Annotated in this window: 12 protein-coding genes; 3 read left to right on the top strand and 9 right to left on the bottom strand. The window is 69.6% G+C overall.

Going from position 1 to position 13,570, the window contains the following annotated elements:
* Window positions 1–28 precede the first annotated feature (28 nt).
* From ABEA30_RS13260 to ABEA30_RS13250, 3 genes are all read left to right on the top strand, one after another.
* Window positions 29–403 (top strand): hypothetical protein, encoded by a 375-nt coding sequence (locus tag ABEA30_RS13260; protein ID WP_345583622.1) that lies wholly within the window; start codon window positions 29–31, stop codon window positions 401–403.
* Window positions 400–1,662 (top strand): hypothetical protein, encoded by a 1,263-nt coding sequence (locus ABEA30_RS13255; RefSeq protein ID WP_345583620.1) that lies wholly within the window; start codon window positions 400–402, stop codon window positions 1,660–1,662. Before ABEA30_RS13260 ends, ABEA30_RS13255 begins: the two co-directional genes overlap by 4 nt.
* 135 nt (window positions 1,663–1,797) lie before the next feature.
* On the top strand, window positions 1,798–2,169 hold the full coding sequence (locus ABEA30_RS13250; RefSeq protein WP_345583618.1) for an Rv3235 family protein: 372 nt from the start codon (window positions 1,798–1,800) through the stop codon (window positions 2,167–2,169).
* Between the two features lie 9 nt (window positions 2,170–2,178).
* Here ABEA30_RS13250 and secA read toward each other — a convergent pair whose 3' ends face one another.
* The 9 genes from secA to ABEA30_RS13205 all read right to left on the bottom strand — a co-directional run bounded on the left by secA (window position 2,179) and on the right by ABEA30_RS13205 (window position 13,520).
* Window positions 2,179–5,013 carry a preprotein translocase subunit SecA gene (gene secA, locus ABEA30_RS13245; RefSeq protein ID WP_453827669.1) on the bottom strand — a complete coding sequence of 945 codons (2,835 nt, stop codon included), beginning with the start codon at window positions 5,011–5,013 and terminating at the stop codon, window positions 2,179–2,181.
* 137 nt (window positions 5,014–5,150) lie between these two features.
* Window positions 5,151–5,762 (bottom strand): ribosome hibernation-promoting factor, HPF/YfiA family, encoded by a 612-nt coding sequence (gene hpf / locus ABEA30_RS13240; RefSeq protein ID WP_345583617.1) that lies wholly within the window; start codon window positions 5,760–5,762, stop codon window positions 5,151–5,153.
* A 145-nt stretch (window positions 5,763–5,907) separates the two neighbouring features.
* Entirely contained in the window at window positions 5,908–6,567 is a 660-nt protein-coding gene (locus ABEA30_RS13235; RefSeq protein ID WP_345583616.1) for a ComF family protein, read from the bottom strand.
* A 48-nt stretch (window positions 6,568–6,615) separates the two neighbouring features.
* Window positions 6,616–8,310: a GerMN domain-containing protein gene (locus ABEA30_RS13230; RefSeq protein ID WP_345583615.1), complete on the bottom strand. Its 1,695-nt coding sequence runs from the start codon at window positions 8,308–8,310 to the stop codon at window positions 6,616–6,618.
* Entirely contained in the window at window positions 8,307–9,806 is a 1,500-nt protein-coding gene (gene mtrB / locus ABEA30_RS13225; RefSeq protein ID WP_345583696.1) for an MtrAB system histidine kinase MtrB, read from the bottom strand. Before mtrB ends, ABEA30_RS13230 begins: the two co-directional genes overlap by 4 nt.
* A 52-nt stretch (window positions 9,807–9,858) precedes the next feature.
* A complete protein-coding gene (gene mtrA / locus ABEA30_RS13220) occupies window positions 9,859–10,560 on the bottom strand; it encodes an MtrAB system response regulator MtrA (protein ID WP_345583614.1) in 702 nt (233 codons plus the stop codon).
* Between the two features lie 47 nt (window positions 10,561–10,607).
* A complete protein-coding gene (locus ABEA30_RS13215; RefSeq protein ID WP_345583613.1) occupies window positions 10,608–11,378 on the bottom strand; it encodes a hypothetical protein in 771 nt (256 codons plus the stop codon).
* A complete protein-coding gene (locus tag ABEA30_RS13210; protein ID WP_345583611.1) occupies window positions 11,359–12,807 on the bottom strand; it encodes a hypothetical protein in 1,449 nt (482 codons plus the stop codon). The genes ABEA30_RS13215 and ABEA30_RS13210 overlap by 20 nt, the downstream gene beginning before the upstream one ends.
* Window positions 12,807–13,520, bottom strand: a complete 714-nt coding sequence (locus ABEA30_RS13205) for a hypothetical protein (RefSeq protein ID WP_345583609.1) — start codon at window positions 13,518–13,520, stop codon at window positions 12,807–12,809. The genes ABEA30_RS13210 and ABEA30_RS13205 overlap by 1 nt, the downstream gene beginning before the upstream one ends.
* Window positions 13,521–13,570 lie beyond the last annotated feature (50 nt).

The following is a 13,570-nucleotide window of genomic DNA, read 5'->3' as shown; positions in this document are numbered from 1 at the left end:
CCGCGACGCGCCGCGGAGGAGGCCTCGGGTGCGGCGACCGCAGGAACGGGGTAGGTTCGTGGGCGCCATGAAGTTCCTGTTCCGCGCCCTCGTCCTCGTCCTGACGGCCCTCGCGCTGGCCGGTTGCGGTGCGCCCGAATCGGTTCCGCCGCAGACCGTCGAGTTGGAGATCGCCGACCCGCCCGGCCCCACGCAGCGCATCGAGATCGCGCTGGGCGCCGAGGTGACCATGCGCATCACCACGCCCACCGCGGACCACGCGCACCTCCACGGCTACGAGCTCGAGGCCACCACCGAGGCGGGCGAGACCATCGAATGGGTCTTCACCGCCGACATGGCCGGCAGCTACGAACTGGAATCGCACGCCACCGACACCATCTGGGCAGACGTGGTCGTCTCATGACGCTCCTGCACGGCATCGCGTCGCGCTCCGACCTGCCGTTGCCCTTCGAACTGGTGGTCGCCGGGGGCGCGGTCGTCCTCGTCGTCACCTTCTGGGTTGCGCTGTTTGCATGGAAGCGATCGCGGTACCGAGAGCAGGATGGCCGCGAACTCCCCCGCCTGACCCGGTTCGTGGATTCGCCCGTCATCTCACGCTCGTTGCGGGTGGCGGCGGCGCTCGTGTGGACCCTGATGGCGGCGGCGCTCTTCTTCGGGGTGGACCGCATCGACAACCCCGTGCTCGGTTTCGTCTACGTGCTGCTGTGGGTGGGCCTCGTGCCCCTGTCCCTGCTCCTCGGTCAGGTGTACCGGCGTTCCAACCCGCTGAGGCTCCTGCTGCGTTTCCGTGGCACCACGGCGCCCGGGCCGCACGAGTCGACGGCCTCCGTACTGCCGGCCGCACTGGCCCTGCTGGTCTTCCTGTACCTGGAGCTCGTCCAGCCCGGCGGCGCGACAGTGCCCGTCGTGCGCTGGTTCGCCGTCGGATGGGTCGTCTGGGTCGTCGCCGGCGCGCTGCTGCGCGGCCGCCACTGGGTGGCGCAGGCGGACCCGTTCGAGGCCTACGCCACGACGGTGGCCCGCATGTCGCCGTGGGCGCGCACCGAAGGCGGCACCATCCTCTGGACCAACCCCGTCCGCAACCTCGCGTCGTGGCGAGCGCCGCGGCACCTTGCCGTGCTCGCGTGCGTGCTGTTGGGCGGCACCCTCTTCGATGCGCTGTCGAACACCGCCTGGTGGGTCCGCGCCACCCAGGAACTCGACGGCTGGCTGTGGCCCATCAGCCTGCTCGCGCTGCTCGGCTCGGTGGCCGCCATCCTCGGCTTGTTCTGGGTGGGCACCCGGCCCTACCGGGGGTTGTCCATGGACGCCCTCGCCCCCGGCCTGGTCCCCCTGGTGGTCGGCTACGCCCTGGCGCACTACGGCACCATGCTCTACCTCGAGGGCCAGCGCACCCTGATCCGCTTCAGCGACCCGCTCGGCCTCGGCTGGAACATCTTCGGCACCATCGACGCGGCCCCCGACACGACGCTGTTCCTGTACCCGACGGCCATCGCCGTGCTGCAGGTGCTGCTGATCGTCGGCGGGCATGCGCTCGGGGTCCTGGTCACCCACGACATCGCCCTGCGGTCCGCCCCATCGAGCATCGTCGTCCACCTGCCCCTGCTGGCCATGATGGTGGTGTTCACCATGGGTGGCCTGCTGCTGATGTTCGGCGGCTGACCTCTCACAGGGTGTTGTCCGGATGGCCCCAGGTGTTGTCCGACACGCACAAGGTGTTGTCCGTTCCCAGTGAGGTGTTGTCCGTTGGTCATGAACGCGTGACCTCGCGCGGGTGACCCGCCTAGCGTCTCGGCCATGAACTCCACCGGCATCACGGCCCTTCGTCCCTTCAACGGCCCCCAGGAGGCGCCCCCGCAGGCCCTCCGCCTCGTCCACGTGCTGCTGGAGGCGATGTCCGGGCGGCGTGCGCTGCACCAGGTGCGTCCGCTGTTGGCTCCCACTCCGTTCACGCGGCTGGCGGGCTACGCCGACGGCGGCACCTTCCGACGGCTCGCCATCGGGCAGGTGCGCACGCAGATGCCGACACCGCACGCGGTCGAGGCCACGGTGACGCTGAGGTGCGGGCCGCGCATCGTCAGCTGCGTGATCCGCCTCGACGTGCGGCGCGGCCGATGGATGTGCACCGAACTGATGGTGCTGCGCCCGGCCGCGCTGATGGCGGCCTGAACGCGAGCGTCAGGCGGCACCCCCGGGGCGGCCGTGGCACACCTTGTACTTCTTGCCCGAGCCACAGGGGCACGGCTGGTTGCGGCCCACCTTCTGCTCGGTCGTGGTCGTGGTGGCCCCGCTGCGGGTGGCGTTGCCGGACTCGTCCGGCGCGGAGTAGGAGAGGTTCCGGTCCGCCTTGCGCCCCAGGCCCTTGGCCAGCGCTGCGGGCAGCTCCTGCTGCGGCTCCTCCTCGACCGGCGCCTTGATCGTCGGCGTCTTGACCTTGTGGGCGGCCTTCGACGGCAGCGCCTCGGTCAGCGAGTCCACACCGACTGCGGACCCGTCGGCATCCGTCACCAGGCCGACGTTGAGCTGCGGCTCCGCAGGCTGCGGGGTGACCTCGAGGTTGAACAGGTACCCCACGACCTCCTCCATGAAGGCGTCCATCATGGCGTTGAACATGTCGCCGCCCTCGCGCTGGTACTCCACCAGCGGGTCGCGCTGCGCCATGGCGCGCAGGCCGATGCCCTCACGCAGGTAGTCCATCTCGTAGAGGTGCTCGCGCCACTTGCGGTCGAGCACCGTCAGCAGCACCTGACGCTCGAGTTCGCGCATGGTATCCTCACCGAGCTGCTCCTCGCGGGCCTTGTATGCCGCGTCGGCGTCCTCGAGGACCATCTCGATCAGTTCGCCCTGCTCGGGCAGGTCGTCGGCGATGTCGTCGAGCTTGATCGTCACCGGGTACAGCGTCTTCAGCTCGGTGAACATGGTCTCCAGGTCCCAGTCCTCCGGGATGCCGCCGGTGTGCTGGCGCACGACGTCGGTGACGACGCGCTCGGTGGCCGCCTTCAGCTGCGGGGACACGTCGGCGCCGTCGAGCACCTGCCGGCGGTCGCCGTAGATGGCGTGGCGCTGACGGTTCATCACGTCGTCGTACTTGAGCACGTTCTTGCGCATCTCGAAGTTCTGGCCCTCGACCTGCTTCTGGGCACCCTCGATCGACTTCGACACCGACTTCATGTCGATCGGCACGTCGTCGGGCACCTTCATCATCAGCAGGGCCCGCTCGAGCAGCTCGGGGCGGAAGAGGCGCATGAGGTCGTCGCTCAGCGACAGGTAGAACCGCGACTCGCCCGGGTCACCCTGTCGGCCGGAGCGGCCACGCAGCTGGTTGTCGATGCGGCGCGACTCGTGGCGCTCGGAGCCGACGACGTACAGGCCGCCGAGTTCGACGACCTCCTCGTGCTCGGCCTTGACCTGCTCCTCGAGCGCGCTGAGGGCCTCGCCCCAGCGGGCCTCGTACTCCTCCGGGGTCTCCTGCGGGTCCAGGCCCTCCTTGCGCAGCTGGATGTCTGCCAGGAACTCGGGGTTGCCGCCGAGCATGATGTCGGTGCCGCGGCCGGCCATGTTGGTCGACACCGTCACCGAACCCTTGCGGCCTGCCTCGGCCACGATCGCGGCTTCACTCTCGTGGTGCTTGGCGTTGAGCACCTTGTGGGGGACGTTGGCCTTCTTCAGGAGGGCCGACAGCACCTCGGACTTCTCGACCGATGCGGTACCGATCAGCACCGGCTGACCCGTGGCGTGCCGCTCGACGATGTCCTTGACGATCGCCTCGTACTTGGCCTCCTGCGTGCGGTAGATCAGGTCTGCCTGGTCGACTCGCACCATGGGCCGGTTCGTGGGGATCGGGATGACGCCCAGGCCGTAGATCTTCTGGAACTCGCCCTCTTCGGTCTTGGCCGTGCCGGTCATGCCGGCGAGCTTGTCGTACATGCGGAAGTAGTTCTGCAGCGTGATCGTGGCGAGCGTCTGGTACTCGTCCTTGATCTTGACGCCTTCCTTGGCCTCGAGCGCCTGGTGCAGGCCCTCGTTGTAGCGGCGCCCGGCGAGCGTGCGGCCGGTGTGCTCGTCCACGATGAGCACCTCGTCGCCCGCGATGACGTAGTCCTTGTCGCGCTTGAACAACTCCTTGGCCTTGATGGAGTTGTTCAGGTACGAGATGAGGGGGGTGTTGGCCGACTCGTAGAGGTTGTCAATGCCGAGCCGGTCCTCGACCTTCTCGATGCCCGGGGCCAGCACGGCGATGGTGCGCTTCTTCTCGTCGACCTCGTAGTCCTCGTCGCGGCGAAGCGTCAGCGCCAGCTTGGCGAACACCGGGTACCACTCGTGGTTGTCCTCGGCGGGGCCGGAGATGATCAGCGGGGTGCGGGCCTCGTCGATCAGGATGGAGTCGACCTCGTCGACGATCGCGTAGTGGTGGCCGCGCTGGACCATGTCGGCCTTGCGCAGCGCCATGTTGTCGCGCAGGTAGTCGAAGCCGAACTCGTTGTTCGTGCCGTAGGTGATGTCGCAGTGGTAGGCCACGCGCCGCTGCTCGGGCGTCATCGACGCCAGGATGGCGCCGACCTCCAGGCCGAGGAAGTGGTGGATGCGGCCCATCTGCTCCGACTGGTACTTCGCGAGGTAGTCGTTGGTGGTGACGATGTGGACGCCCTTGCCGCTGAGCGCGTTGAGGTAGGACGGCAGCGTGCCGACGAGCGTCTTGCCCTCACCGGTCTTCATCTCGGCGATGTTGCCCCAGTGGAGCGCCGCGCCGCCCATCAACTGCACGTCGAAGTGGCGCTTGTCGAGCACGCGCACCGAAGCCTCGCGGACGACGGCGAACGCTTCGGGCATCAGCCGGTCCAGCGACTCGCCGTCGGCGATGCGCTCGCGGAACTTCTGCGTCTCCTCACGGAGCTCGGCATCCGACATGGCCTGGAACTCTTCTTCGATGGAGTTGACCTGATCGGCCACCTTCTTCAGCTTGCGGAGCTGGGCTCCGGAGCCGAGGCCGCTCAGAAAGTCCATGATTCCCACGGGGCGCATCCTTCGTGTCAGTGCATGCCGGGCCGGTGCCGACTACCGCCAGCCATCCTAACCCCACACGCCAAGGGCGTGCAGAACACGCTCGCCCCGACCAACCGGTCGGGGCGAGCGTGGTCAGGCCTGCTGGATCAGCTGACGTCGAGCTGGATCACGCCGTAGTTGTAGGCCTTGCGGCGGTACACCACCGAGGGCCGGCCGGACTCGGCGTCCTGGTACAGGAAGAAGTCGTGCCCCACCAGTTCCATCTCGTCCAGGGCCTGGGCGAGGGTGAGCGGGGCCGTCTCGAAGACCTTCTCGCGCACGACGAGGGGGCCGTCGCCGGTGACCACGAGGCCGGCCACGTTCGTGGTGGGCACGCCGTTGTGGTCCTCCTCGGACAGGGCGATCTCCGGCTGGCGGGGCTGCAGTTCCGCCACTGCGGCCGCGCGCAGCCCACGGTGCGTCTTGCGGCGATCTGCTGCCCTGCGGAGCTGGGTCTTGAGCCGGTCGAGCGCCATCTCGAACGCGGCGGTCTTGTCCTCGGCGTTCGCCTCGGCACGGATCACGGGTCCACGGCTCCGGAGGGTGAGCTGGACCGTGATGGCGTCGGACGGGTTCTTCGTCCCCTCGGAAGCCTGGAATTCGACTTCCACCCGGATCACCCGGTCGCGCAGCCGCTCGATGGTGGCCAAGCGCTCGGTGACGAGTTCCTTGAGTTCGGGGCTGATCGTGCACTGACGACCTGTGACGACGATGTCCATCTTTATCCTCCGTCTGTCCTGGGCCATGGGCCCACTTGACGACTTACCACCGTCCGGGAGGGATCCCGGCCGGTATGCACAACGCCGCAGAGTCCCCAGCGAGCTGGGCCTGCGGCGTGTCCATGTACCAACGCTACCCTCACCCTCAAGGATGTGTATCGGCTTTCCCAGAGTGTTGTGGAAGTTTCTCCGCCTGGGCCACGACGGCCGCCCCGAGGACGGCGACGCCCACGGCACGCAGCGCCCGCACCGATTCCCGCAGCGACGCGCCGGACGTGGCCACGTCGTCGATGACGACGACTGGGGCCGCGCTGGGGTGCGCCACCATGACGTGCTGGACATTGCTGCTGCGCTGCGAGCGGCCCAGGCCTGACTGGTCCGCGCCGCGCGAGACCCTGCTCAGCAGCGGCTCCCAACCGAGGTGGCACCGCTTGGCGGCGCGGGCCGCCAGGCGCCGCGCGTGGTCGAAGCCGCGCTCCCGGACGGCCGCCGGGCGCGACGGTACCGGAACCAGGACCGTGCCAGGGCTTGGGCCAAGCGCGACGACGGCGCGGGCGAGCAGGTCTCCCAGCGCGCCGCTGAGGTGGAGCGCTCCGTCGTCCTTGTGGCGCGGGATGACGCGTTCGAGCACCGGGCGGTACTGGCACGCTGCCACCACCGGTACGTCGAGGCCACGTTGGATGAACTCGGGCGGGGTGGAGAGTTGCCGGGTACAGGCGCGGCAGAGGCCCCACCCGGGAGAGTCACAGCCGGGGCAGGTGGCGCCGAGGAGGAGGTCTGCGGCGGTGTGGAGGTAGGTCAGCACGCCACCACTGTGGCCGGTTGGAGGTGCCCGGCCTCGTTGTCCACAGCCTCAGCCGGGATACGCGACCGCCGACACGTCGTCCGCCAGGCGTGTCCAGCGCGTGCGCGCCTCGTAGCGCCAGGTCACCTCTTGACCGGTGGACACGGCCACGGGCCCGCCGCCGAGGCGCACGTTGGACGTCACGTCCACGATCTCGCCGGTGACCGCGCCCAGGTCCTGGACGACGGAGCCGTCGAGCAGCGAGGTGAACACCGAACGCACTCCCCCGCTGGTCGCGGCCACCGCCAGGGACGTCTCTGCCTGCCACGTGGGCGAGACCGGGTCGGTGAGCAACTCGCCCGACTGGGCGACGATCTCCAGTGGCTCCCACCCCGTCGCCGTCACGGGGTTGGACCCGAGCAGCGAGGCGATGCCCAGCGTGGGAACGCCCCTGACGTCGGCGATGATCAGGATCCGCGCACGCGACGGCGAGACGGAGAAGTCCTGGACCCTGCCCACGGTCATCTCGGTGGTCACCATCTGCACCTGCCCGCCACGGTCAACCGTGGCGATCCGGGGGGTGCCGGTCCAGTCGTCGCCCAGCACCCACAGGGTGCCCAGCACGAACTGCGGCGAACGCAGGTTGCTCAGCGGCAGTTCGACCGCATTGACGGGGCCACCCAGCGAACCGATCGAGACCTCGGTGCGTTGCTCGTTGATGACGGCCATGCTCGCGCCGTCGACCGACACGGCGATGTCCGAGACGCGGAAGCTGATGCCGGTCAGGACCTCGAACTCGTCCTGCCCAGTGATCCGCCCGGCCCGGCCGCGACGCACGCCGAACAGGTCCGTCGCCGCCGCGCGCGAGAGCACCTGGTAGCCCTGCTGCGTCGCCAGTTCGAGCACGCCGTTGGCCGACGCGCCGGGGATCGGCAGGGTCCGGCCGCCCTCCCGCGTGACGACGAGCCCGGTGAACCGTGCCACCGACGTCAGCGTCCAGAGGAGTTGCGCGCCGAGCCCGCGCAGGTCGTCGTCGCCCATCACGACGGGCAGCCCCGCCAGGTCGACGGTGACCACTCCGCCCTGGTCGATGGTCGCGCCGCCCGCGCCGAGGCGGGTGCCCTTGGGGAGGGCGTCGATGACGGACCGGCCGAGGTCCTCGTCCGGGCCCTCGAACAGCGCCTGCATGACGTTGTTGGGCGTCACGAGCGACTCGGGCATGTGGATGGGGTCCGGCACCACATGGGCACCGACCCGGCTCATGAAGTACAGGGTCACCCGCGAGTAGTAGCGCTCGAAGTTGTAGCGGGTGAGCAGCAGCCCTTCCGTCGGCACGCTGATGCGCCACTGGCCCTGCTCCTGCACCAGCCCGAAGTCGTGCTCGAAGGGCTGGCGGTTGGCGGTGTAGCGGCGGTGCTCGTCCAGCGAGCCGATCGCCAGCCCGACCGCGCCCGCGGACTGCGCGCCGCCGGTGACCCCACCGTCGAACACGAGCGCCTCGCGGGGGGCCCACCGCGCAGCCGCCTCGCTGGTCAGGTACTGCCGGGCGATGGCGTAGTCGCCCTCCGGGTCCGCCATGGCCTGCAGGAAGCCCTCGACGAGGCGCACCGGCGTCATGTCGGCACTGGGCGGTTCGGGTGCGATCTCGATGCCACGGGGTTGCGCAGCGAGGGGCACCTCCTCGACCGGCCCGGTGGTGGCGATGGCCGTGCATCCCGTGAGCGCAAGCACGAGGCTGACCACTGCGGCCATGACTGCTCTCATGAGCCGACCTCCTTGTCGTCAGGTGGCACCACCGGCAACGGAGACGACGTCAGTTCGTGACCGGCCTCGCGGGGCAGGGTGAGGCGGAACTGGGCGCCCCGTCCCGGCCGGCCCCAGGCGGTCAGCCAGCCACGATGCAGGCGCGCGTCCTCCATCGCGATGGCCAGGCCCAGGCCGGTGCCGCCGACCAGGCGGGTCCGGCTGGGGTCGGCGCGCCAGAACCGGTCGAACACCCGGGCGGCGTCCTCCGCACGGAACCCGACGCCGTAGTCGCGCACGGTCACTGCCACCGCGTCGGCGTCAGAGGCGACCCGGACCACGACGGGGTTGCCCTCGCTGTGCTCGATCGCGTTGGTGATGAGGTTGCGCAGGATCCGCCGGACCCTGCGGGTGTCCACTTCGGCGGTGGTGTCGTCGTCGACCCGTTCACACCTCAGTTCGACGTCCAGCGTCTCCGCCATGGAGCGGTTGCTCGGCACCTCGGCTGCGACGAGGGCCGCGACGTCGGTCTCGTCGAGCGCCAGCACGGCAGCGCCGGCGTCGAACCTCGAGATCTCGAGCAGGTCTGCGAGCATGAGGTCGAAGCGGTCGATCTCGAGGCTCATGAGTTCCGCCGATCTGGCGGGGACGGGCTCGAAGGTGTCTCGTGCGTCGTAGATGACGTCGGCGGCCATCTTGATCGTGGTCATCGGCGTGCGGAGTTCGTGCGAGACGTCGCTGACGAAGCGCTGCTGGAGGGTGGAGAGCGTCTCGAGTTCACGGATCCGTTGCTGCAGCTCGGCGGCCATCCGGTTCATCGAGGTGGCCAACAGCGCCAGGTCGTCAGTGCCGCGCACCAGCATGCGCTCCCCCAGCTGGCCGGAGGCCAGCTGCAGCGCCGTCGTGCTGGCCTTTCGCACGGGCCGCACCACCTGGACGGTGACCAGGTAGGAGATCAGGCCCAGGGCGGCGACGAGCGCGAGGCCCGCCGCGATGACGGCGCCCTGCAGCGCGCGCAGCGTCTGCAACTCGGTCGTCATGGGGAAGATGTAGAAGACGGGGTACCGCTCCCCCGTCTCGCCGATCAGGGACGAGCCGATGGCCCATCCGGGTTCGGGCAGCATCGTGGCATCGGTGAACACGACGCGGGTCGGTGTGATGAACATGCCCTGGTCCTGCTCGACCCGCTCCCGCAGTTCGTCCGGCACCGATTCGGCTCGGATGCCGGTCGAGGTGAGGCTGGAGACCGGGCCCTGGATGACGACGCGGTACTGCGCCGCCTGCGCGTCCGCGAGGTCTGCGAGGCGGCTGAGCGACTCGTGGATCGCCGCGCCCCGGGCCTCGGGGGTGCGCAGCTGCTCCTGCATGAACGCGTACACGCCCGCGGCCTCGTTGAGCGCGGCCTGGCGCTTGGTCTCCACGACGCCGGCCGTGGCCTGCCGCATCAGGACCATGCCGGCCAACGTCATGAGGACGATGGAGAGGCCCAGTGTCGAGATCAGCACGCGCAGCGGCAGCGAGCCCCACCACAGGGCCTTGAGACCGCGCGCGGGACGAGCGCGTGTCGCGTCAGATCTGCGTTTCACCGGCGCGGTACCCGATGCCGCGAACCGTGATCACGATCTCGGGATGCTCCGGGTCCTTCTCGATCTTGGCCCTCAGCCGCTGGACGTGGACGTTGACCAGCCTGGTGTCGGCCGCATTGCGATATCCCCAGACCTCGTCGAGGAGCGCCTCACGGGTGAACACGTGGGAGGGCCGACGGGCCAGCGCGAGCAGCAGGTCGAACTCGAGCGGGGTCAGCGGCAGGTGCGTCTCCCCTCGTTTGACCAGGTGCGACGACACGGAGATCGTCAGGTCGCCGATCGTGAGGGTGTCGGAGCCAGTGTCACCGCTGGTGCGTCGGAGCCGGGTTCGGATCCGGGCGATCAGTTCCTTGGCCTTGAAGGGCTTGGCGACGTAGTCATCCGCCCCGGCCTCGAGCCCCGCCACGACGTCGAAGGTGTCCGACTTGGCCGTCAGCATGATGATCGGCACCCCGGATTCCGCACGGATGTCCCGGCACACCAGGACCCCGTCGCGACCGGGGAGCATCAGGTCCAGCAGGACCAGGTCTGGTCGGGATTGGCGAAACTCCTGCAACGCCTCGTTGCCGGTCCCGCATCGAACCGTCTCGAACCCCTCCTGGCGCAGCACGATCTGCAGCATCTCGGAGAGTGCCGCGTCGTCGTCCACCACCAGAATGCGGGCTTTGCCCTTGGCGTCGGTCACCCCTGCCTCCTTGCTCTGCCATCCATGGTAGCGAGGGGCGGGAAGGCTCACACCGCAGTGGCGCGCAGCGGCCCTCCGGACAGCTTGTGCAGGGCCTGCAGCGTCTCGGCGTTCTCGTCGAAGATCCGCGCCACCTTCTGGGCCTGGCCGCGCCATGTGGCCCCACCCTCGAGGCGCGCGTAGAACGCGTCCAGCTGGCCGAGCGCCGCGTTGACCTTGCGCATGCGCCAGTTGCGCGCATGGGGCGAATGGGCACTGGGCGCCGTCCTGGCGACGGAGGTCTGCATCAGCGCCTGGTTGCAGCTCGTGGCGGCCTGGGTCATGAGGTTCTTCGTGACCAGCTGCGCCATGGTGCAGCCCTCGACGATGCGGCCCACGCTGTCGGCGAACGCCAGTTCCTTCTGCTCCTTGCGGCTCACCGTGTCGAGGTGCGCGTCCCTGGCAACGCTCCGCCACTCGCCGCCGCTGATCCGGCCCTTGTTCGCCCGGACCGTGGCAACCACCTGCTGCTGCTGCGCCACCACGTTGCTCCACTGCCCGGCAGCCTCACCGAGGAGCGACACGGAGCGTCGGCTGGCGCCGAGCCACTGGTGATGGCCCTGGATCGACGACAGTCGGCCGGTGATCCTGCCGAACAACTGGGCCGCGTCCGCGGCGATGGCAGCGGCGATCCAGGGCTGCAGCGCCGCCTGCGCCAGGTTCTCCAGACGCGTGAGCACCAGGAAGTTCTCGATCACGTCGTTGCGCACGGCCGTGAAGGCGAGGCCCCGGATCTTCGTGTGGGCCTGTGTCAGGCTGTCATACGCTGCGGTGCTCATTCATTCCTCCGGTGTGCTGCTGGGCCTGCAGTTCGTTCTGGTCGTAGGTGGTGGAGTTGAGTTGGAGCGCCATGGCCTGGGCCTCCGCCTCGAGGCCTGCCTCGTTGGCGGCGTCCACGCTGTTCTCGACGGCGGCCCGGTATGGGGGCACCGCCTCGGTCATCACGCCGAACATCGCGCCGGGCTCCGGCGTGTCCAACATGGAGTCCTTCATCGGCTGGGACTGGTCCGCCAGGTCACTCCAGTTGTTCGCCTCGCGACGCAACTCGTCGGTGTTGACGGTGTAGTCCGTGCCGCCCGACGTGGAGTAGGTCGAGGTGGGCTGGCTGAACGACGTGCTCGACGAGGGGCGCACCCCCGTCTGGCTCCCGCTGTAGCTCCCACCGGAGTAGCTGCCGCCGTCGTACTGTGAGCCCCCGCCATACTGGGAGCCTCCGCCGTACTGGCTGCCGCCCCCATGCTGGGTGCCCCCGCCGTACTGGCCGCCGCCCTCGTACTGGGTGCCGCCCGGGTACTGGGTGCCGCCGTCGTACTGCGCTCCCCCGTCGTACTGCGTGCCGCCGTCGTACTGGGTGCCGCCGCCGTCGTACGTGCCGGAGTCGCCGCCGCCGGCCGCGACGGGACCGGCACCGGGGCCAGCGATCGTGCCGGGCTGGGTGGAGGGCGCGGTGGAAACCTGCTGGAGGCCGCCGGGGGTGGTCTGGTTCTGCAGGTGGAACGGCTGCATCCCCGTGACGTTCAGGCCGTTGACCGCCTTCGAGTTCTCGCGGGCGCGGACCTCGCTCAGCCGCGTGTCGGGCAGGCCGTCACCGTCGGTGTCGACGAGCGGGTCCTCGATGATCTGACCATCGCCGTCAACCGTGACCAGCTGGTCGAGACCGCTGCGGCGCAACGCCTCCCGCAGTTGCTCGGCGTCCACGGCGTCCTCCGTGCCGGCGGCCATGAGCCCGCCCCCCGGAGACAGCGCCACCGAAGCGCCGGGGGACTGGGCGCCGATGGGCCCGAAGACCGACGAGGTGCCGAAGCGCCCGGCCTGGCCCTGCATCAACGAGGGCATGCCTGCCGGTCCGCCGGGGCCGGCCGACATGATCTGCTGCGGCACCGGCATGGCGGCACCGGGACCGCCTGCGCCCGCTGGACCCACGCCACCGACGGTGGCGTTGGGTGCGACCACGCCGGGGGCCATCGAACCGCCCGCACCGCCCTTGCGCCCGCGGGTGCCCGAGCCGCGCAGCGCCATCCCGCCGGCGCGGCGCCGGCGACGCTCCTCGCGCTCCTTCTCGTCCTCAGCTCCGGTCACCTCGGTGGGGACCGCGTACTCGTCGGCATCCGCCGCTCCCCACGGGTCTTCCGGATCCGGCCCGTCGATGCGCGCCTGGAGTTGGCGGGGGTCGAAGCGCAGTTCAGCGCCCGTCGTCTCGTCGTTCATCAGATGTCCTTCGCCATGATGGTGAGCAGGTCTCGCTGTGCTCGGTGGAATTCTTCGGCCAACTCTTCGTGTTCGCCCGGCACGAAGACGGGCGGGGAGTAGTTCGCGTGGGCGCTCCGGCAGGTGCTCAGCACGCCCGCCTCGATCTGCTCCGAGGTGGCGGAGAGCAACCAGTTCCGCTCGAACCGGACCGACTCCGCCAGCCCGGACCATGACAGCGCAACCGTGACCGGGCCACGGCGCGCCAGGGTCTGCTCCCCTTCAAGGTGCGCCCAACGGATCTGGTCATCCGGGCGGGACGACAACGCCTCCTGCCGCTCCGTGAGGACGAGGACCCGCTCCTGGACCGCCTCCAGGTCTGCCCACGTCAGCGTCGAGTCGGGGTCGGGAGTTGCCTCTGGGAGCACGTCTGGGATGAGGGAGCTGCCGTCGTCGACCCGCACCGACGCCGCGAAGAACGCCTCCTGGAACGCATCCTCCAACGAGCGGTTGGCGCCGAGCACCTCGCGCCAGCGGGGCGAGACGTGCACCTTCGCGACATGGCGGGACTCCTCGTCGACCCACACGCGCACCGCCATGCGGGCATCGGTGAAGCCATGTGACGGGTGCCATTCATCGGTGTGGCCGTCATGGTCGTCGACGCCGCCGATGCCCCCGGCCACCCCGTCGATGGGTGGGGCCAGCATGTCGTCGTCGAAGTCCTCAGCGGTCACGGGCGGCCCTCCTAGCAAGCGGCATACCCCCAAAGTTTTGCATGGACAAG

This window comes from Tessaracoccus lubricantis, from assembly GCF_039544535.1.
Classification (GTDB): domain Bacteria; phylum Actinomycetota; class Actinomycetes; order Propionibacteriales; family Propionibacteriaceae; genus Arachnia; species Arachnia lubricantis.
This window is presented reverse-complemented; position numbering and strand designations above follow the sequence as displayed.